The organism is Enterobacter cloacae complex sp. R_G8 (assembly GCF_024599795.1).
Taxonomy (GTDB): Bacteria; Pseudomonadota; Gammaproteobacteria; order Enterobacterales; family Enterobacteriaceae; genus Enterobacter; species Enterobacter dissolvens.
In genome coordinates this window covers 3575164-3596544 of record NZ_CP102246.1, presented here as the reverse complement: position 1 = coordinate 3596544, position 21381 = coordinate 3575164, and the positions used below count along the sequence as shown (strand labels likewise).

Here is a 21381-nt window from a genome sequence, read left to right as displayed (position 1 = left end):
AAGAAACGGACAGGAACGCCACATTCGCGTTGGCTGCGGGGCGGGTATAACTATCAGGCACCCATCAAACGACATGTGAGGACTATCTTATGCGTTATCAAAAACTGGGCAATACCGGTCTGTTTGTTTCTGAACTGTGCCTTGGCACCATGACCTTCGGCGGTGAAGGTGGCATGTGGGGCAAGATTGGCCAGCTGCAGCAGAGTGAAGCCGAGCAGCTGGTGGGCCGTGCGCTGGATGCCGGGATCAACTTCATCGACACCGCGAACGTCTATTCCGAAGGCCGCTCGGAGGAGATCACCGGCCAGGCGCTCAAGAACCTGAAAATCCCGCGCGAAAACGTGGTGGTTGCCACCAAAGTTTTTGGCGAAACGGGCACGGCGGGAGTGAACTCACGCGGCAGCTCACGCTACCACATTATCAGCAGCGTGAAAGAGAGCCTGCGCCGTATGCAGCTCGACCATATCGATCTCTACCAGCTTCACGGTTTCGACCCCGCAACGCCGATGGAAGAGACGCTTTATGCCCTGGATAACCTGGTGCAGCACGGCCACGTGCGCTACATCGGTGTCTCTAACTGGGCCGCATGGCAGATTGCTAAAGCGCTGGGCATTTCCGAGCGGCTGGGTCTGGCCCGTTTCGCGTCGCTGCAGGCCTATTACACCATCGCCGGGCGCGATCTGGAGCGCGAACTGGTGCCAATGATGCAGAGCGAAGGCGTCGGGCTGATGGTCTGGAGCCCGCTGGCGGGTGGCCTGCTGAGCGGGAAATATGGCCGCGATGGGCAGAGTGAAGCCGGTGGCCGTCGTCTGGAATTTGACTTCCCGCCGGTGGAAAAAGAGCGCGCCTTCGACTGTGTGGATGTGATGCGCACTATTGCCGAAAGCAAAGGCGTCTCCGTCGCGCAGATTGCCCTGGCGTGGCTGCTGCATCAGAAGGTGGTGACCAGCGTCATCATTGGTGCCAAACGGGTCGATCAACTGGATGACAACATCGCCGCAACCGGGATCCGTTTAAGCGAAGACGAGCTTAAACAGCTTGATGCCGTCAGCGCACTGCCGCGTGAATATCCGGGCTGGATGCTGGAGCGGCAGGGGGAATATCGTCGTAATCAGCTCACACAGTAATAACTTTCCTTCCCCCGGCGGCGCACCGCTTGCCGGGGCTTTTTTTTCCGCTCTGCTCACAAAATTCGATCCTCCTCTTTGATCGCTTTTACATCTTCGCCTATATGACTAGTCATGAAATTTAAATGACTAGTCATATAGGGAGAGACCATGAATCAATCACTGCCAGCCAACTTTTTATGGGGCAACTCGGTATCCAGCATGCAGACGGAAGGGGCATGGAATGAGGGCGGGAAGGGGATGTCGGTGTACGACATTCGCGAAGCGGGGGAAAACATCTCCGACTGGAAAGTGGCGACCGATTCCTACCACCGCTACCGGGAAGATTTCGACCTGATGCAGGATCTGGGCATGAACTGCTACCGCTTTCAAATCTCCTGGAGCCGGGTCTGTCCGCAGGGCGACGGCGAGTTCAACGATGAGGGCATCGCCTTTTACGACCGCTTTATTAACGATCTCATCGCCCGCGGTATCGAGCCGATGATCTGCCTCTATCACTTCGATATGCCGCTGGCGCTGGCGCAGGAGTACAACGGTTTTAACGATCGTCGCGTCATGGAGGCCTTTATCCGCTATGGCAAAAAAATGATCGACTGCTTCGGCGACCGGGTGAAATACTGGCTGACCTTCAACGAGCAGAACATCTTCCATATGCCGGAAGCATTCCGCATTTCCGGCTACATGAAAGGCGAGAAAACCCTGCGCGAGCTGTACGAGTTGCAGCATCACACCATGGTGGCGCATATGACGCTGACCGAGTACCTGCATCAGACCCGGCCAGGTCAGCTGATGGGCGGTATGCTGGCGCACCAGCTGGTTTATCCGGCCACCTGCAAACCACGCGATATCTTCTGTGCCCAGCAGTATGACGAATTCCTCAACCAGAACCTGCTGCGCGTCTTTGCCGGCCAGGGCTATAGCCCGGCAGTGATGGCGGTGGTGGAGCAGGAAGGATTTGGCGATATCTACCGTGCCGAGGATCTGGCCCTGTTCGCAAGAACCCAAAACGACTTTATGGCCTTCAGCTACTACGCCAGTAAAACGCTGGACAGCGATGCCATTCCGCAGGGAACCCCGGTGAACGATTACCTGCTGTACGGCGATAAAAATAACCCGTACCTGAAAGCCACCGAATGGAACTGGCAGATCGATCCGCTCGGTTTTCGCACCATCATCACCCGCTACGCCAACGACTGGCGCATGCCGGTGTTCCCGATTGAAAACGGCATTGGCGTGATTGAATCCTGGGATGGCGTGAACCCGATTGAGGATACCTACCGCATCGACTATCACCGGGCGCATATCGAGGCCATGAAAGCCGCCATATTCGAGGATGGCGCAGAGGTGATGGGCTATCTCGGCTGGGGGCTGATCGACATTCTGAGCTCCCAGGGCGACATGCGTAAGCGCTACGGCGTGGTCTATGTCAACCGTGAAAACCACGACCTGAAGGACCTGAAACGCGTGCCGAAGAAGAGCTACGCGTGGTTAAAACAGGTTATCCATACCAACGGACGCGAGATGTAAGCCGTACGCTGCCGGGCCGTTTTTGTGACTGATTGATGGGAACTATCCGCTATGTCTGAAACAAAAATCACACCGCATATGCAGTCCTTTGTCGATAAATTTGTTGAGTTCTCGGCGCGCCTGGCAAACCAGGTGCATCTTCGCTCCCTGCGCGATGCCTTCGCCACGGTGATGCCGATTTTCATCCTCGCCGGACTGGCGGTACTGGTGAACAATGTGGTGTTCCCATGGATTTTTGACGGCGACACGCTCGTGCAGTTTAAGGTGTGGGGCGAGGCGATTATCAACGGCACGCTGAACATCGCCGCGCTGCTGCTGGCGCCGATGATTGCCTGGTCGCTGGCGCGCAACAAGGATTTCGACAATCCGGTCTCGGCAGTGGTTATCGCTGTCAGCAGCTTTATTATCATGATGCCGATGCGTCTGCAGCTCACGCCCGTCGGCAGCGACACTACGGTGAATGTCACCCAGGTGCTGACCTTCGCCAACATTGGTTCGACCGGGATTTTCGCCGGGGTGCTGATTGGCTTGCTCTCGACGGAGCTGTTTATCGCCATCTCGCGGCTTAAGGCGCTGCAAATATCACTGGGGGAAAACGTGCCGCCGGCGGTCAGTAAATCTTTTACCGCACTGATCCCGACCATCCTGACGCTCTCACTGTTTGCCGTTCTGGCCGCGCTGCTGGCGAACGTATTGCATACGGATCTGATTCACCTGATCACCACCTTTATCCAGCAGCCGCTGCGGCTCATCAATACCAGCCTGCCGGGGACGATTTTTATCTACAGCTTCGGTAACTTCCTCTTCACGCTGGGTATTCATCAGTCGGTAGTCAACAGCGTGGTGCTGGAGCCGTTCCTGTTGATTAACACCAATGAGAACATGCTGGCCTTTGCCAACGGCCAGCCGATCCCGCATATCATCAACAACATTTTCGTGCCGACCTTTGGCATGGTAGGCGGTACCGGTAGCACCCTTTCACTGCTGATCGCCATCTTTATCTTCTCGCGGCAACAATCGGCGAAACAGGTGGCACGTCTGTCGCTGGCGCCGGGTCTGTTCAACATCAACGAGCCGGTGATTTTCGGCCTGCCGATTGTGTTTAACCTGCCTTTAATGATCCCGTTTGTCCTGTTGCCCGCCATCGGCATTTACTTCGCCTGGCTCTGCACCACGCTGGGATTAATGTCGCGCTGCGTGGTGATGATCCCGTGGACTACGCCGCCAATTCTGAGTGCCTGGCTGGCGACGGCGGGGGACTGGCGGGCGGTGGTGGTGCAGTTGGCAATCATCGTATTTGGTGTATTCTTCTACCTGCCTTTCCTCAAAATTGCCGAGCGAGTGGCGTTGAAAAACAGTGGGATAGAACATTAAACAGAAGGAAGGACGATGGCGGCGAAGTACATCACCATAGCGCGTGAAATCAAAAAACGCATCATCAGCCAGCAGTATGCCGCCAATGAACCGCTGCCGGACCAGTTCGCGCTGGCGGCGGAGTTCAATACCAGCCGGATGACCATTCAGCAGGCCATGCGTCAGCTGATCGTCGAAGGGCTGGTGTATACCCGTCAGGGGCAGGGGACGTTCATCCGCAAAAACTTTCTTCAGCTGTCGCAGTGGGATCTCTCCGGCAGCGACTACTTTGGCGCGACCAAAACCTGGGAGCATCTGGGCACGGTAACGAGCCAGGTGGTGCATTTTGAACTGCGCTTCCCGAACGACAAAGAGCAAGCCTCGCTGATGATCAATGCCGATACGCCGGTCTATGACTTCATTCGTCTGCGTTTGCTTAACGGTGAACCCATGTCGCTGGACGCGACCGTAATGCCGCTTAATCTGGTGCCCGGCCTGAACAAAAGCCATCTTGAAAGCTCGGTGTTTCGCTATGTGCAGGAGACGCTGGGGCTGAAAATTATGGGATCGTACCGCGTGGTGCGGGCGCTAAAGCCGAATGCGCTGGATATGCAGCATCTGGTCTGCGAGGAGAGCGACCCGGTGCTGGAGGTGGAGCAGGTGATCTATCTGGAAGACGGCACGCCGCTGGAGTATGCGCACTGTCATTATCGTTACGACCACGGCGGGATTGTGATCGTGAATAATGGATAAAAAAAAGCGGGCATCGAAGCCCGCTTTTTTCGCTGCGTCGCGATTAGTTCAGACGCACCGGCATACCGGAACGGTTCTGCACAGCCTGGTCAACGATAGTCGTTTCCACGTCCGGCTGAGAGGTCACGGACTGCACCGCGCTGTTCAGGGTGATCGGAACGATTTCGTTATTGTTGATCTGGTCTTCGCTGGTGGACAGCGGGTTGTGCACTTCAATGTAACGGCTGCCATCCGGCTCAGAGGTCGCTTTAACCGGTTCGTTGATGAACTGGACGCGTGTACCGACCGGCACGTTTTCGAACAGGAATTTGATGTCGTCGTTACGCAGACGCACGCAGCCGTGGCTGACGCGCAGGCCGATACCGAAGTTAGCGTTGGTACCGTGGATGGCGTAAAGGCGGCCGATGTACAGGGCGTACAGACCCATTGGGTTATCCGGGCCTGCCGGAACCACGGCTGGCAGCGGTTCACCTGCCGCGATGTATTCCGCGTGCATTTTCGCCGTTGGGGTCCAGGTTGGGCCTGCTTTCTTACGTTCAACTTTGGTGGTCCAGTTCAGCGGGGTATCTTTACCCAGCTGACCGATACCGATTGGCAGCACGATTACCGTGTTGGTGCCTTTCGGGTAGTAATAGAGACGCATCTCCGCGCTGTTGATGACGATACCTTCATGAACGGTATCCGGCAGGATCAGCTGCTGAGGGATGTTGAGAACGGTACCCGCTTTTGGCAGATACGGGTCAACGCCCGGGTTCGCTTCCAGCATGTTAGACAGGCCCAGCTGGTACTGTGCTGCGAAATACTCCAGCGGCTGGGTGTTACCCTCAGGCACCGTCACCACCTGGTTTTGACCCACCAGACGGCTACCGTCTGTCGGCAGCGGATAAGTCACCGCAGAAGCGGTTTTGCAAAAACCTACTACGGCTAACGCCGCCGCAAAAAGCGTTGTTAATTTCATGTTCATGTTGTGCGAGGTATCTAAGCCATTCAGGCGTGAGTTGATAAGTCTGAATCTGTGATGGGAGCGCATTATATGTGCATTCCCGCTAACAGGGAATTCAGATGTGTACGAAATCACATTTTTTTCGATTTTGTTAAAGTTTAGCGGAGCGTCGCAACACGGGATCTCAATTCGGAATTGTGGCATAATGCTGTGTTTATCACACTTTTCGCAGGAATCTCCCCGTGTTAGTTACCAGCAACGTCACTATGCAGTTTGGCAGTAAGCCGCTGTTCGAAAACATTTCCGTCAAATTTGGCGGCGGCAACCGTTACGGCCTGATTGGTGCCAACGGTAGCGGTAAATCCACCTTTATGAAGATCCTCGGCGGTGACCTGGAGCCGACGCTTGGCAACGTGTCGCTCGATCCCAACGAGCGCATCGGTAAACTGCGTCAGGATCAGTTTGCCTTTGAAGAGTTCACCGTGCTCGACACCGTGATCATGGGGCACGCGGAGCTGTGGGAAGTGAAGCAGGAGCGCGATCGTATTTACGCGCTGGCCGAAATGAGCGAAGAAGATGGCTATAAAGTGGCCGATCTGGAGACGCAATACGGCGAAATGGACGGTTACTCTGCAGAAGCGCGTGCGGGCGAGCTGCTGCTGGGCGTAGGCATTCCGGTCGAACAGCATTACGGCCCGATGAGTGAAGTGGCACCCGGCTGGAAGCTGCGTGTGTTGCTGGCGCAGGCGCTGTTCTCTAACCCGGACATTCTGCTGCTCGATGAACCGACGAACAACCTGGACATCGACACCATCCGCTGGCTGGAGCAGACGCTCAACGACCGTGACAGCACCATGATCATCATCTCGCACGACCGTCACTTCCTGAACATGGTCTGTACGCACATGGCGGATCTGGACTACGGTGAGCTGCGCGTTTACCCAGGCAACTACGACGAATACATGACGGCGGCCACCCAGGCGCGTGAACGTCTGCTGGCGGATAACGCCAAGAAGAAAGCGCAGATTGCGGACCTGCAGTCCTTCGTCAGCCGCTTTAGCGCCAACGCCTCTAAATCCCGTCAGGCAACATCGCGTGCCCGCCAGATTGACAAAATCAAGCTGGAAGAGGTTAAAGCTTCAAGCCGTCAGAACCCGTTCATCCGTTTCGAGCAGGACAAGAAACTGTTCCGTAACGCGCTGGAAGTGGAAGCCCTTACCAAAGGTTTTGATGAAGGCCCGCTGTTTAAAAACTTCAACCTGCTGCTGGAAGTGGGCGAGAAGATCGCCATTCTGGGTGCCAACGGCGTGGGTAAATCCACCATGCTGAAAACCCTGGTCGGCGAACTGCAACCGGACAACGGGAGCGTGAAATGGTCCGAAAACGCGCAAATTGGTTATTACGCGCAGGATCACGAGTATGAATTTGAAAACGACCTGACCGTCTTCGACTGGATGAGCCAGTGGAAGCAGGAAGGGGACGATGAGCAGGCGGTGCGCAGTATTCTGGGGCGTCTGCTGTTCAGCCAGGACGACATCAAGAAGCCTGCCAAAGTGCTCTCCGGTGGAGAGAAGGGCCGTATGCTGTTCGGCAAGCTGATGATGGAAAAACCGAACATTCTGGTGATGGACGAACCCACCAACCACCTGGATATGGAATCTATCGAATCGCTGAACATGGCGCTGGAGATGTATCAGGGCACCCTGATCTTCGTTTCTCACGACCGTGAGTTCGTCAGCTCGCTGGCGACCCGCGTGATTGAAATTACGCCAGAGCGCGTGGTGGACTTCACCGGTAACTATGAAGATTATCTGCGCAGTAAAGGTATCGAAAGCTAATTTCCCGTCGTCTTTCACGCTGCAGATGCGTTGGCTTCACCTGTTCACCCCGGTCACTTACTTATGTAAGCTCCCGGGGATTCACTGGTTTGCCGCCTTCCTGCAGCGCGAAATACTTAGGGAAAGATGTAGTGCTTTTATTCCCTCTCCCGGTGGGAGAGGGTTAGGGTGAGGGCATCAGGCCGCACTACACCACCCACTCACTCCCTTCAACACCATTCACCCGCAGCGTACGTTTTTCCCCCGCCGGTAATGACACCTTCAGTGCTTTCCACGCCGGACGATAATCCCCGCGCGCATTGACCTTCAGGTTGATGGTCGCCCCATCGCACACCATTTCCCACTCCACCCACAGCGCATTGCCGTTCTGATAGCCCCAGCTTTCACCGTCATCTTCAAACAGCAGACCGCTGCTGGTGCCCACGCCTTTGACCGGGAACAGCTTCAGCTCGCGGGTGTCGTCTTTTTCCGCGCTGACGTGAGTGATGCGTTCGCTGAGCGGCAGACCGGCCCCGGCGCGCACCAGCAGCGGCAGTTTTTCCAGCGGCGCATCCAGGGCGATCCACTGCCCGCCCGCGTACCACGCGTGGGTGTAAAAATCGTACCAGCCGGTTTCGTTATCCGGCAGCCAGAGACGGCGCTCGCGCTGTCCGGCCTCCACCACGCTTGCCACCAGCAGGTCACGGCCCAGCAGGAACTCGTCGCACTCTTCAAAGGTCTGCGCATCGTGTTCGTGGTCGAGGAAGGTTGGGCGCAGCATCGGTTCGTCGTCAGCATGTGCCTGCCAGAGCAGGGTGTAGAGATACGGCAGCAGACGATAGCGCAGCTCAATGGCACCGCGAATAGCGGGGGTGACGCCCGGATACATCCACGGCTCGTTTACCGTGTGATCGTCATTCCAGGAGTGAATGGTAAAGCGCGGGTGCATCACGCCGTTCTGCACCCAGCGGACAAACAGCTCGGCGTCGGGTTTGTCGCCAGAAAAACCGCCGACGTCATGGCCAACGTTAAACAGCCCGGACAGGCTCATACCCAGCCCCATGCGGATGTTATAGCGCAGGGTTTCCCAGTTGGTGCGGTTATCGCCGCTCCAGGTCTGAACGTAACGTTGCATCCCGGCGCAGCCGGAACGGGAGATCAGATACGGGCGCTTTTCCGGGGCAAACCGCTGCTGCGCTTCCAGCGAGGCGCGCATCATCAGCAGCGGCATCACCGGGCGGATGTGTTTGATGGCGATTTCCTTGCCAAAACCATGACAGCGCGCTTCGCCGTCCCACACTTCGTACTCATTGTTATCGTTCCAGGTGGAGTCGATCCCCATCTCCAGCAGCTGCGTGGTGACCCCTTCCTGCCACCATTTCACCGTCTGCGGGTTGGTAAAGTCGAGGTGGGAACCTTCGTCATCCCAGAAGCTGGAGCGTTCTGGCGCGTCGGTTTCTGAATCACGAATGAACAGGCCGTTTTCCGCCACTTCGCTGTAGCGCGGGTGGTCCTGCAGCAGGCACGGCTTGATGTTTGCCGCCAGCCGCAGCCCCGCGTCGTGGAATGCCTGGGTCATTACCTTCGGTTGCGGCACTTTGTCGTAGTTCCAGTTAAAGACGTAGCGCTTGCCGTTGATCGAGGTATAACCCGACGAGAGCTGGAACGAGTCGCACGGGATCGCATGCTCTTCGCACAGACGAATAAAGTTCATCAGCTGGTTCTGTGCGTCCGGCGCGTCGGTGTAATGCATGGTCGACCCGCTGTAGCCCAGGCTCCACTTTGGCCCGAACAGGGTTTTCCCGGTCAGGCGCACAAAGGCTTTGGTGACGTCCAGCACCCGTTTGCCGGTAAAGAGGTAATAATCGATATCACCCGCTTCCGCCTGCCAGCGACGGTAGGCGGTGTGGTAGTTATCAATCTCGTTGCCCAGATCCAGCCAGCAGCTGCTCAGGTTGTCGTAGAACAGGCCGTAACTCACATCATCGCGGCGGGTAAGGGTAAACGGGATGTGTTTGTACAGCGGGTCGGTGCTGGCCGCGTTGTAGCCCATGGCGTCGAGGTTACGCATCTCGAAGCGCTTACCGTTGCGCTGCAGGTCGCCCGCTTTCTCACCCAGGCCGTAAAAACGCTCGTCCTTGCGACGGCTCAGGTAGTGCGCCACCCCGTCACCGTGAGCGTTCAACAGATAGGCGCTGGTCGGGCGGTCATTGACCAGCGGCTGCCATTCACCGGCGTCATTGCGATAGTGCCACTCCAGCCACAGCGGCTGATGAACGGTCACGCGCAGCTGTTCGGTGGCAATTGTCAGCCCCTCATCCTGCTGGCTTAGGGTCCAGGCAGGGCAGGTGAAGCCGCTCAGATCGTCGCGACGACGGCCTTCCCACGGTACATCTTCTTCCGGGGCGATGCTCCAGGTGCGGTCCAGCGTCAGCTCACCTTTACGTTTGATCAGTACGCGGAACAGGTTCTCTTCCAGCACATACAGGCACAGGCGGTGCTGGTTATCCACCAGCAGTTCCAGATGGTTGGCCGACTGCTTATCGACGGTCCAGTTTTTCAGGGTTTTCATATGCAATACATCCACTATCAGGCGCGCTTGGCGCGACGTTCAGCAATAAATGCCACCAGGAAAACAGCGCCAATCAGGTCAAAGAAACCCATGGCAATAAAGAGCGGGTTGAAGCCGATTTTGTCGGCGGTCACACCAATCAACAGCGAGAACAGGAAGCTGGCGATCCACGCCGCCGAGCCGCGCATACCGTTAACGGTCGCCATCTGGCCTTTATCGAACGACTCCACCACCAGGGCGCTGAGCATGCAGGAGATGATCTGATGCCCGAAACCGCCGATGGAGATCAGCACGATGGTGATGTATGGGTCGCGGGTAATGGCGACCACCGCCAGAGAGATCATCAGGAACGCGCCGGTGACGGAGCTTGCCACCACGGAGTTGACGCGGGAGCAGCCAAACAGGCGGGTATACAGACGGGTGAGGTAACCGCTCGCCACGCTGCCGAGATCGGCGGCCAGGAACGGCAGCCAGGCAAACATCGCGATCTGCTTCAGGTCCATGCCGTGCTCCTTGGCGAGATACAGCGGCACCCAGAAACTCAGTACCGCCCAGGCCGGTTCCGCCATAAAGGCCGGGATGGCGATACCGTAGAAGCGTTTATTTTTTGAGACGGTTTTCAGCGCGGTCAGGAAGGGCAGTTTTACCGCAGGCGGCTCGTTATCCTGCTTGATAAACGCCAGTTCGTCCTTGCTCAGGTTCGGGTGCTGCTCCGGGTTGTGGTAGAACGCCCACCACAGGATCACCCACAGCAGCGCCAGCACACCGGTAAACATAAACGCACCCTGCCAGCCAAACGAGGCGTGCGCGAAGTAAATGATAGGCGGGGCCAGCATCGCGCCGATGGAGAAGCCCACGCCGGCCCAGCCGGCGGCCACAGGACGTTCCGATTTCGGGAACCATTCACCAATGGTTTTGGCGTTTGCGGGCGTGGCGGCGGCTTCAGAGGCGCCCATAAAGAAGCGCAGGATCGCCAGGTGCAGCCAGCTTCCGGCACCCGCGTGGAAGATACACATCAGCGCCCAAATCCCGGCGCAGACCATAAAGCCAATCTTCAGGCCGATCACGTCAATCAGCCAGCCGCACAGGGGCTGGAAAATGGTGTAGGCGATCTGGAATGCCCCGACAATCCAGGAGTACTGCTCGGTAGTGATCCCGAGGCTCTCTTTCAGTTCCGGGGCGAGGATCCCAAGTGAGTTTCGGGTGATGTAGTTAACGGTGACGCCAAGTAAGAACAGCACCAGTACATACCAGCGCAGGTTTTTAATGACGCGACGGGTTTTGCTTGCCGCAACGGTGTTATTAATGTCCTGACTCATTTTACTCTCCACAAGACGGACGGTAAGGGGACGGAGGTTCAGGTGTCACACAGTTTGTTATGCCTTTGATTTCTATCCGTTTAGAATGCTTAAGTTGCTATACAACTAGTATGGAAGTTGTGTGACAAGTTCACCTTAAGGGAGAAAATGAGTGGGCAATAGTGGATTTTGTGCAAAATTTCTCATAACTGAACATCATCATTTGGCATCATGGCTTTGACATCAGCTATTGCCTGATATGCACGCTATGAAAATTTTGTCATTTCGCAAATGGAGCCAGATCACAAAATGGACAAAAGGCTAAAAATCACCGAAATCGCCGCCCGGACCCAGCTCTCCATCAGCACCGTTTCGCGGGTCCTGGCCGGGAAGGCGAACACCAGTGAAAAAGCACGTGCGAAGGTGCTGGCATGCGCGCGCGAGCTGGGGGTGCTGGACGGAATGGCTGCGGGCCGTTTGCTGCTCAACAGTCTTGTTGTGTTCGCCCCACAGCGCGCGTTTGACGAGCGGTCTGACATCTTTTACTACCGTGTGATCCAGAGCGTAAGCAAAGGTCTGGCCTCGTACGATGTGCGTCTGCGCTACTGCGCGCTGGAGGAGAACGACAGCGATGCCCAGCTGTTTCTGGCGCGAATGAACGAGCCGGACACCCAGGCCGCCATCCTCCTCGGCATCGACGATCCGCATATCCACGACCTGGCGGTGGATGTCGGTAAACCCTGCATGTTGATTAACTGCCGCGACCGGCATATGCGCCTGCCTGCCGTCGCGCCGGACCATCGGGCCATTGGCGAGCGGGCGGCGGACTATCTGTTTGAAATGGGGCACCGTGAGGTGATGAACGTGCTTTGCCTGCGGCGTTACACCATGGAGCTGCGCCTCGCCGGGATCCGCGATGCGTGGCAGTCACACAATCTGACGTTCAACGATAAACGCGATTTGCTGGTGGCGCCGAGCTTCAGCGCACGCGAAACGGAGCAACTGGTCACCGACTGGCTGATCCACATGCAGGGAAAAGATTTGCCTACCGCGTTTCTGGTGGGGGGCGACTTTATGGCGGCGGGCACCATCAGCGCCCTGCAAAAACAGGGGTTGCGCGTACCGCAGGATATTTCGGTGATGAGCATTGACGGCTTTAATCTGGCGGCGATTCAGGATGTACCGTTAACCGCGGTGCATGTTCCACGCGATGAGCTGGGCACCGAAGCGGTGCATATGCTCCAGCAGCGGCTGATGCGCCCGGAGGCACCGGTGGGAACATTGTTGCTTAACGGCACCCTGACCGTGCGGGAATCGGTCCGGCGGATACGTCAGGGCAAACGACGCACCGCCGTTGAGCGGGAAGGGCTGTACGACAGTTAAGCCATGCCCAGCGCACGCTTGCCGTGGATATTGAGATCGGCCACGGTAAAGCGATCCTGCCAGGTTTTTTCATAATCCTCGCGTGGGAAATCACCCGGCGATGCCCCGGTTTCCAGCGCCGCTTTCACCTTTTTCGCGTAGGCGAGATTCTTCTCGCACATCGGCGCGGCAGGAATGTACATCACGTTGCCCCAGCCCTGCTGATCCTCAACCGGCGCGACGGAGTGGATCACATCGCAGTGCCACCACACCGAATCGCCCGCCTCCAGCGCCGGAATGCTGGTGAGCGCTTCGATAAGCAGCGGGTGCCATTTCTCTGACACCGGCAGAACGCGCCCCGGCGCGACGCCGCACAGTTCGTCCTCCGGCACGTCATCCAGCAATGGACGCAGCAGAATATAAGCCATCGCTTCCGGGATTGGCACCACGTGCAGCAGCCCCTGGCCCGGGATCATGTCCGACAGCGCCGTCCAGCCCTGGAAGGTGCGGAACACCGAGCATTTGGTGGTGTTATCCACGGTGTACTCTTCCACTTGGGTACGGTGCGCGGCGTTCCACGGATCGTACTTATCGACGTTGCCGTCAAAGACGCGGGCGAAGACCTGCTGATACGCGGGCAGCAGCCAGCGCTCCAGCGCACCGGAGTCGGTATGCGCGCCCAGCCCTTTCGAGGTGGTTCCCGGCGGACGGCGGCGGATACGGTCCGGGTAAATCACGCTCACGTCCGGGTCGAACCACTGCTTGCCGTTGCTCTCGAATGTCCATAAACGGTTCAGGAACGACTGCACCTGCGCCATCTCTTCACTCTGGCGCGCCTGCATTTGCGCCTGTGACCAGTAGATAGGGTAAATCTCCGGGCGAGACGCCGTTAAGGTACCAAAGAAGTTATCGCCGGGCCCTTTATAGACTTCATCAAACTGGTTGAGATCGAGGTAGTCGAGCATTGATTGATCCCATGCCAGCGCCTGCTCGCGCGGGAAATGACCTTTGATCACCGCGCAACCCCGGCGTTTGATCGCCTCGCGCTGCGCGGATGTGATGGTGCCATTTTTCACATCCGCAAACGGGATCACCGGCCAGACGGGCTCGCCTTTGTTTTTCAGGGCGTTAATTTCCGCCACGCGGGTCGCGATGGTATCGCTGAGCTTATCGAACACCGCCTGCACATCGCCGATTTGCGCCCGTAGCTCGCGCTTCATCTCACGGATTGCGGCTTTGTGATCCGCCGGCAAAGTTTCACTGGTAAACGTCATAACTGCCTCGCATCTTTCATTCGAAAGTAAAAATGTCTACAAGTGATACTTTAAGTTAAAAATTGGTTAATGCAAGTTTAAAAACTTGACGGGTAGCACAGGATGGAAAAAGAGTGAGGGGGGCCGGAGCGCGGCTCCGGCAGGAAGGGAATCAGGCGTCGAACGGGGAGTGGTGATCAAGCACCGCCTGAATAACGTTCAGCGCGCCATGGTGGTTGTTGTCGTCGGTGCTGTAGCGGCTCACCGCTTTAATGCTTTCGGCCGCGTTGCCCATCGCAAAGGCGTATTTCACCAGCTTCAGCATCTCCGCGTCATTGCCGCTGTCGCCAATACCCACGCACTCCTGCGGGGAGACTTTCCAGCGTTTCAGCAGACGGCTGATGCCATTGGCTTTGTGCAGGCCGGGGATAATCAAATCGACAAAACCAAAGCCGCTGGTGACCGGCTTCATAATGCCGTCCAGGGAGACATGCAGTTTATCGACCAGATTCGGGATATCGCTGTCCGGCAGGTTCAGGGAGAACTTGAACAGCACGTCGTTAATGTCGCGGTAGTCGCTGATACGCTTTAAGCGGTGATAGTGCTTTGACATCAGCGCCACGAACGCCTCCGGGGCCTGAGCGCTGACGTAAGCGCTGTCGAGACCGCAGGCCACAAAGTTCAGCCCTTTGTCTTTCAGCAGTTCGCCAATAACGATTTGCGACTCATGACGCGTCAGCTCGCCGTGGAAAATTTGTTCACCGTGATCGAAGACCAGCGCACCGTTTTCCGCCACAAAGGAGATCTGATCTTTCAGTTCCGGGAAGAAGGAGATGAGCTGGTAATACTGGTTACCGCTGGCGACAACAAATTCAATATTACGGGCTTTAAGCTGCTCAAACTGTGCCTGAAAGCGGTCACGATCGTATTGCTTGGCATCATCAAGGAAAGTTCCGTCCATATCGGTGACGATAACTTTAACGGTCATACTGTGCTCCTGGGTCACTGCGTTTTGAAACATTCTAATAACAAGGTGACGGAGAGCACAAATTTAATTTCATTCGAAAGTAAAAGCAAAACGGCAACCGACGTTGCCGCTTTAAGTCTTTTTTCCCTCTCCCGGTGGGAGAGGGGATACTTCGTTACAGCGTATGCTCCGTACGCGCAATGATATCGTCCTGCGCATCCGGCGACAGGGCGGTGAAGAACGCCGAGTAGCCTGCGACGCGTACCACCAGGTCACGATACTGGTCCGGGTGTTTCTTCGCGTCCAGCAGCGTTTCGCGTGAGACGATGTTGTACTGAATATGCCAGCCTTTATGCACCTCGAAGAAGGTACGCAGCAGCACCATCAGCTTCTGACGGTCGCTGTCGTTTTCCAGCGTCGACGGGTTCAGCTTCTGGTTTAACAGCACGCCGCCAAGAATGGCTTCGGTCGGCAGTTTACCCACGGAGCCGATCACCGCCGTTGGACCGAGGTGATCGGTACCGGAGGCCGGACTGGCGCCTTCCGCCAGCGGGGTGTGCGCTTTGCGTCCGTCCGGCGTCGCCATTGTCGCTGCACCAAACGGCACGTTTGCGGAGATGGAGGACGTGCCCGCGTAGTAGTTACCGCCAATGGGGCCACGGCCGTAACGCGGGTTGTGATACTGCTTCAGCTCGTCAATGTAGGTCTGATAAGCACGGGTCAGCAGCATGTCCACACTGTCGTCATCGTTGCCGTACTTCGGCGCACCGTTGATAAGACGCTGACGCAGCTGCTCGTGGGTCAATCCGTCGAAATCATCCGCCAGCGCCGCCGCCAGCTGTTGCTGACCAATGACGCCCTGCTCGAACACCAGTTTCTTCACCGCCGCCAGGCTGTTACCGAGGTTGGCGATCCCCACCTGCAGGCCGGAGACCCAGTCATACTTCGCGCCGCCCTGCTTGATGCTTTTCGCCCGCTCAATACAGTCATCCACCAGCGCCGAGCAGAGGATATCGTGGACATTCTCTTCCAGCATGGTGTCCACGACATACTCAATCTCGATGGATTTACGGGTGTAATAGCGGATCTGGTTATCCCAGGCCGTCATCACCTCGTCGAAATTGCCGAAGTTACCAGCAGAGAGCGCTTTCTCCTGCGGCAGGAACACTTTCCCGCTGGTGGCATCGCGGCCGCCTTCCAGCGCGGCGAGCATCACGCGGGCGAAGTTAATAAAGCTCATGCCGGTGCAGCGGTAGCCCCACTTGCCGCCTACGGCGGTTTCGATGCAGCCGATGGCGGCATAATCGTACGCATCTTCTTTTTCCACGCCGAGCTTGATGAATTCCGGGATCACGATTTCATCGTTGTTGAACGCCGGCATGCCGAAGCCGCAGCGGATCACCTGCACGCAGGCGTCGAGGAAGTCGTTGCTCATCCCTGCGTGATAACGCACGCTCAGGTTTGGCTGGGTGGAGCGCAGACGACCGCAGGACTCCAGAATCGCGTATGAGAGCGGGTTGACCGCGTCCATCGGCTCACCGTTGACCAGCTTCTGACCGCCGATGGTGACGTTCTGGTACAGCGGGCTGCCGGCAGAGGCTTTGGAGTGCGAGCCGGAGCGGATCTTGTTCACTTCCAGCAGCTTCAGCCAGCAGCTGTGCAGAAGCTCGATGGCGTGCTCGCGGTCGAGGCTGTGGTTCAGCTCTACGTCGCGACGGTAGTACGGGTAGAGATACTGGTCCATACGGGCGAACGACACGGAGTGGCCGTTGGACTCAATCTGCAGGATCAGCTGAATGAAGTAGCACAGCTGCAGCGCCTGCCAGAAGGTTTTTGGCGGTTCATGGGCAATCGCGTCACAGTTTTCCGCTATCGCCAGCAGTTCGTCGCGGCGGTTTTCACGGGTTTCAGTGGCCGCCATTTCACGCGCCAGGGCTGCGAAACGTTCGATATGCAGACTTACCGCCTCCAGCACGATATCAATCGCTTTCAGGAACTGATCGCCGTGCAGGTCGTCCAGCACCGTCAGGTTGATGCGCGAGCGGCGCTCGGCCACTTTAGCGCGCAGGCCGTCGAGCCCTTTTTCCAGCACCAGCGGGAAGTTTACCGCCAGGTGCGCATCGCCGGAGGTCATGTTGCCTTCGGCTTTGATAATGCCGGTCTCCAGCAGGCTTTTCTGCTCGTCGGTGAACATGCCGTAACAGCGATCCTGTACCGTCTGGCCGCGCCACCACGGGCAGATCTCATGCAGGACGCGCTTATTCTCTTCGCTGACCGCAAAGCCTGCGCCGGGGCGGTCCGCCAGATCGTCAATCTCTTTCTCAATCCAGGAGACGGTATATTCCGGGAAGATCGGCGCGGCGCGCACTTCACTTGCCTGGTTACCGACGATCAGCTCATCGTGTTTGATCCAGATGGTGCGCTGCGCGAGATGATGCGCCAGCGCCAGCGCGCGACGCACCGGGATCGGTTTATCCATATGCTGCTGGTACATTTCAGTGTAGTGCTGCGCGCGCTCGGTACAGACCGGCGGCTTCACGATATGCACCAGGGCCATTTTGTGCGCTTTAATGCGCTCGCTGAGGGTGTTGAGATTCAGGGTAGTCATCGTTTTATCCTCGTAAGGTCGCGGTTAACCCTTTCTGGCAGGCATACTGCTGTGCAAAGTCCAGTAGCGCAGGGTTATCCAGCGGTTTGTCAGGGGCAGAGTAAGGTTGGCCGAGCAGGGTGTATTTGTTCATGCCCAGCGTGTGATACGGCAGAAAGTGAATGTCGCGAACGTTCAGTTCGTCGGCGGCGAAATTGGTAATGGCGGTAACAGAGGCTTCATCGGCGTTAAAGCCCGGGATCAGCGGCACGCGGATGATGATTTTTTTCCCGGCGGCCGCCAGGCGTTTCAGGTTGTCCAGGATGCGTTTTGCCGAGCCGTCCGTCCACTGTTTGAACACCTCTGCATCCACATGCTTCAGGTCGGCGAGGAACAGATCGACATACGGTAGTGAAGGCGCGATATAGTGCCATGGCACGTGAAGGCAGGTTTCGACGGCGGTATGAATACCCTGTTCATGGTTGGCTTTAAACAGCGCCAGTGCCAGATCGGGGTTCATAAACGGCTCGCCGCCGGAGAGGGTGATTCCGCCGCCGCTGCGGTCGTAAAACGGCTTATCGCGCAGGACGGTCGCCATGATCTCCTCCACCTGACGTTCTTCACCACACACGGTGAGCGCCTGTGTCGGGCAGCAGTCGGTAAGGGCGTTAAGCGTCTGTTCGTCTAGTTTCTCACGGTGGATGACCAGCCCGTTCAGCGCACGTTCGATACAGCCCGGTGTCGCCTGCTGGCACAGATCGCAGCCGTCCAGGCAAAGACGTGCATCAAACAGCACGTCCCGCGTGCGGGCCCGGCTTTCCGGGTTCTGGCACCAGCGACAGCCCAGCGAGCAGCCTTTCAGGAACACCACGGTACGGATCCCGGGGCCATCGTGGGTAGAGTAACGCTGAATATTGAAGATCATGATTTTGCCTCTCATCTTGCATATGAAGATTAAATTACTTTCGAATGAAAGTTATCTTGATGCAGGTCAACTCCTGAGCAGGTTTTGTCGTGATAGGGTAAGTGCAGGCTAAAATTGAGGGCGACATCATGGAACTTTATCTCGACACTTCTGACGTTGCGGCAGTGAAAAAGCTCGCACGCATCTTCCCGCTGGCGGGCGTAACCACCAACCCCAGCATTGTGGCGGCAGGCAAAACGCCGCTTGAGGTTCTGCTGCCAGAACTGCACGACGCGCTGGGTGGCAAAGGCCGTCTGTTCGCGCAGGTGATGGCCACCACCGCCGAAGGCATGGTGGACGATGCGCGTAAGCTGCGTGCCATCATTAACGACCTGGTGGTGAAAGTGCCGGTGACGGCGGAAGGGCTGGCGGCGATCAAAATGCTGAAAGCAGAAGGGATCCCGACGCTGGGGACCGCGGTATATGGTGCTGCACAGGGGATGTTGTCCGCGCTGGCGGGGGCAGAGTATGTCGCGCCTTACGTTAACCGCGTGGATGCGCAGGGCGGAGACGGGATCCAGACCGTTGTGGAATTACAGCAGTTGCTGACGCTGCATGCCCCGCAATCAAAAGTGCTGGCGGCGAGCTTCAAAACCCCGCGTCAGGCGCTGGATTGCCTGCTGGCCGGCTGTGAGTCCATTACGCTGCCGCTGGACGTGGCGCAGCAGTTTATTACCTCTCCGGCGGTGGATGCGGCGATCGTGAAGTTTGAGCAGGACTGGCAGGGGGCGTTTGGACAGACGGCTCTCTGACGCGTTATCTCCCTCTCCCTGTGGGTGTACGGTCCGGGGACATAGTGAACACTTGTTCGGGGACATGGTAGACACTTACAACTAAGGCATAAGAACCCGTTTATGGAGTCGCTTATGCCCTGGGATGCGAGAGATACCATGTCATTACGTACCGAGTTTGTTTTGTTCGCCTCGCAGGACGGGGCGAACATCCGTTCCCTCTGCCGTCGCTTCGGCATTTCACCTGCCACCGGCTACAAGTGGCTTCGTCGCTGGATGGAGGAAGGTTCCTCCGGCCTTCAGGACCGCCCGCGCATACCGCACCATTCCCCGAACCGCTCATCTGACGACATCACTGCCCTGCTGCGTATGGCCCATGACCGCCATGAACGCTGGGGCGCACGCAAGATAAAGCGCTGGCTGGAAGACCAGGGGCACCGTATGCCCGCCTTCAGCACCGTTCATAACCTGATGGCCCGTCACGGCCTGCTGCCGGGCACTTCACCGGGCATTCCCGCCACGGGACGGTTCGAACATGACGCGCCGAACCGGCTCTGGCAGATGGATTTTAAGGGCCACTTTCCCTTTGGCGGTGGCCGCTGCCATCCGCTCACCCTGCTGGATGACCACTCCCGTTTTTCCCTGTGCCTGGCGCACTGTAGCGATGAACGGCGTGAGACCGTGCAGCAACAACTGGTCAGCGTGTTTGAACGCTACGGCCTGCCGGACAGGATGACGATGGACAACGGCGCCCCGTGGGGAGACACCACCGGCACCTGGACGGCGCTCGAGCTGTGGCTGATGCGCCATGGTATCCGGGTGGGACACTCCCGGCCGTATCATCCGCAGACGCAGGGCAAGCTGGAGCGTTTTCACCGCAGCCTGAAGACGGAGGTGCTGCAGGGTAAATGGTTCGCGAGTGAGGGCGAACTGCAGCGCGCCTTCGACCACTGGCGGACGGTCTATAACCTTGAACGCCCGCATGAGGCGCTGGATATGGCGGTACCGGGCTCGCGGTATCAGCCGTCATCGCGACGGTACAGCGGCAACACAACGCCCCCGGAATACGACGAGGGCGTGATGGTCAGGAAAGTGGATATCAGCGGAAAGCTGAGCGTGAAAGGGGTAAGTCTGAGCGCAGGCAAGGCGTTCAGGGGAGAACGGGTCGGGCTGAAGGAGATGCAGGAAGACGGCCGCTACGAGGTGTGGTGGTACAGCACAAAAGTGGGGGTGATCGACCTGAAGAAAAAGTCGATCACCATGGGTAAAGGATGTTAAAAAGTGTTCACCATGTCCCCGAACACCTGTCTACCATGTCCCCGGACCGTACAGTGGGAGAGGGCCGGGGTGAGGGCATCAGGCCGCAACGAGGTTTAACCGCTGCACACCTCACACCCCGGATTACGCATCAGCTTCATCTCGCGGAACTGGCAGGTCATTGCGTCATACATCACAATTTTCCCCGCTGCTGGCGTACCGTAACGGGTCAGCACTTTGATCGCTTCCATCGCCTGCAGTGACCCGATCACGCCGACTAACGGTGCCATTACGCCCGCCTCGACGCAGGTGAGCGCATTCTCACCAAACAGGCGGCTCAGACAGCGATAGCACGGTTCGCCTTCAGCATAGGTAAAGACGCTGATCTGTCCTTCCATGCGGATTGCCGCGCCAGAAACCAGCGGCGTTTTGTGGGTAAAACAGCCTGCGTTTAGCTGGTTGCGGATGGCAACGTTATCGGTACAGTCCAGCACCAGATCGTGCTTTGCGATCTGCGCGTATAACGCCTCGTCATCCAGCATCGCGTTAATCGGAGTAAACTGAACGTGGGGGTTGATGCGCGTTAACGCTGCGCGGGCAGAGTCCACCTTCGGCTGGCCAAGTGTCGCATCGCTGTGCAGCGTCTGGCGCTGCAGGTTTGACACCGACACGGTATCAAAGTCCAGCAGCGTCATCTTGCCCACGCCCGCCGCGGCGAGGTATTGCGCGGCGGCGCAGCCCAGACCGCCCAGGCCGACGACCAGCACGCTGGCCGCCTTGAGCGCTTCCTGACCATCAAAATCAAAACCGCGCAGAACAATCTGGCGGTTATAGCGCATCATCTCTTCATCGCTCAGTTCCGCCGCCATC

At 57.5% G+C, this 21381-nt stretch carries 16 protein-coding genes; 8 read left to right on the top strand and 8 right to left on the bottom strand.

Annotation, left to right across the window (positions count from 1 at the left end):
- Positions 1 to 89 precede the first annotated feature (89 nt).
- The 4 genes from NQ842_RS17060 (at position 90) to NQ842_RS17045 (ending at position 4760) form a co-directional block, all read left to right on the top strand.
- Positions 90 to 1127 (top strand): aldo/keto reductase, encoded by a 1038-nt coding sequence (locus NQ842_RS17060; RefSeq protein WP_047362359.1) that lies wholly within the window; start codon positions 90 to 92, stop codon positions 1125 to 1127.
- 150 nt (positions 1128 to 1277) lie between these two features.
- Positions 1278 to 2654: a glycoside hydrolase family 1 protein gene (locus NQ842_RS17055; protein WP_257256113.1), complete on the top strand. Its 1377-nt coding sequence runs from the start codon at positions 1278 to 1280 to the stop codon at positions 2652 to 2654.
- 51 nt (positions 2655 to 2705) lie between these two features.
- Positions 2706 to 4028, top strand: coding sequence for a PTS sugar transporter subunit IIC (locus NQ842_RS17050; RefSeq protein ID WP_257256112.1), 1323 nt, complete (start codon positions 2706 to 2708; stop codon positions 4026 to 4028).
- Positions 4029 to 4043: 15 nt separating this feature from the next.
- Positions 4044 to 4760: a GntR family transcriptional regulator gene (locus tag NQ842_RS17045; protein WP_046888100.1), complete on the top strand. Its 717-nt coding sequence runs from the start codon at positions 4044 to 4046 to the stop codon at positions 4758 to 4760.
- A gap of 43 nt (positions 4761 to 4803) precedes the next feature.
- Here NQ842_RS17045 and ldtB read toward each other — a convergent pair whose 3' ends face one another.
- A complete protein-coding gene (gene ldtB, locus NQ842_RS17040) occupies positions 4804 to 5724 on the bottom strand; it encodes a L,D-transpeptidase (RefSeq protein ID WP_014831190.1) in 921 nt (306 codons plus the stop codon).
- A gap of 221 nt (positions 5725 to 5945) precedes the next feature.
- On the opposite strand from ldtB, the gene NQ842_RS17035 reads away from it, so the two are divergent.
- On the top strand, positions 5946 to 7541 hold the full coding sequence (locus NQ842_RS17035; RefSeq protein WP_014831191.1) for an ABC-F family ATPase: 1596 nt from the start codon (positions 5946 to 5948) through the stop codon (positions 7539 to 7541).
- 187 nt (positions 7542 to 7728) lie between these two features.
- On the opposite strand, the gene NQ842_RS17030 is transcribed toward NQ842_RS17035, so the two are convergent.
- Positions 7729 to 10092 carry a glycoside hydrolase family 31 protein gene (locus NQ842_RS17030; RefSeq protein WP_257256111.1) on the bottom strand — a complete coding sequence of 788 codons (2364 nt, stop codon included), beginning with the start codon at positions 10090 to 10092 and terminating at the stop codon, positions 7729 to 7731.
- Positions 10093 to 10109: 17 nt separating this feature from the next.
- Entirely contained in the window at positions 10110 to 11411 is a 1302-nt protein-coding gene (locus NQ842_RS17025) for an MFS transporter (protein ID WP_014831193.1), read from the bottom strand.
- Positions 11412 to 11699: 288 nt separating this feature from the next.
- Here NQ842_RS17025 and NQ842_RS17020 point away from each other — a divergent pair, with 288 nt between their 5' ends.
- A complete protein-coding gene (locus NQ842_RS17020) occupies positions 11700 to 12773 on the top strand; it encodes a LacI family DNA-binding transcriptional regulator (protein WP_046888102.1) in 1074 nt (357 codons plus the stop codon).
- Here NQ842_RS17020 and NQ842_RS17015 read toward each other — a convergent pair.
- From NQ842_RS17015 to NQ842_RS17000, 4 genes are all read right to left on the bottom strand, one after another.
- Positions 12770 to 14026, bottom strand: coding sequence for a DUF1479 domain-containing protein (locus tag NQ842_RS17015; protein ID WP_153908383.1), 1257 nt, complete (start codon positions 14024 to 14026; stop codon positions 12770 to 12772). The genes NQ842_RS17020 and NQ842_RS17015 overlap by 4 nt on opposite strands.
- Positions 14027 to 14177: 151 nt before the next feature.
- Positions 14178 to 14993: a Cof-type HAD-IIB family hydrolase gene (locus NQ842_RS17010; protein ID WP_257256110.1), complete on the bottom strand. Its 816-nt coding sequence runs from the start codon at positions 14991 to 14993 to the stop codon at positions 14178 to 14180.
- A gap of 154 nt (positions 14994 to 15147) precedes the next feature.
- A complete protein-coding gene (locus tag NQ842_RS17005) occupies positions 15148 to 17580 on the bottom strand; it encodes a formate C-acetyltransferase/glycerol dehydratase family glycyl radical enzyme (RefSeq protein WP_257256109.1) in 2433 nt (810 codons plus the stop codon).
- Positions 17581 to 17584: 4 nt separating this feature from the next.
- On the bottom strand, positions 17585 to 18484 hold the full coding sequence (locus tag NQ842_RS17000) for a glycyl-radical enzyme activating protein (protein ID WP_257256108.1): 900 nt from the start codon (positions 18482 to 18484) through the stop codon (positions 17585 to 17587).
- 128 nt (positions 18485 to 18612) lie between these two features.
- Between NQ842_RS17000 and fsa the strand changes: the two genes are divergently transcribed.
- Positions 18613 to 19275, top strand: coding sequence for a fructose-6-phosphate aldolase (gene fsa, locus NQ842_RS16995; protein ID WP_063425825.1), 663 nt, complete (start codon positions 18613 to 18615; stop codon positions 19273 to 19275).
- A 102-nt stretch (positions 19276 to 19377) separates the two neighbouring features.
- On the top strand, positions 19378 to 20532 hold the full coding sequence (locus NQ842_RS16990) for an IS481 family transposase (protein ID WP_373371034.1): 1155 nt from the start codon (positions 19378 to 19380) through the stop codon (positions 20530 to 20532).
- A gap of 95 nt (positions 20533 to 20627) precedes the next feature.
- Here NQ842_RS16990 and moeB read toward each other — a convergent pair whose 3' ends face one another.
- On the bottom strand, positions 20628 to 21380 hold the full coding sequence (gene moeB / locus NQ842_RS16985; RefSeq protein WP_014831200.1) for a molybdopterin-synthase adenylyltransferase MoeB: 753 nt from the start codon (positions 21378 to 21380) through the stop codon (positions 20628 to 20630).
- Position 21381 lies beyond the last annotated feature (1 nt).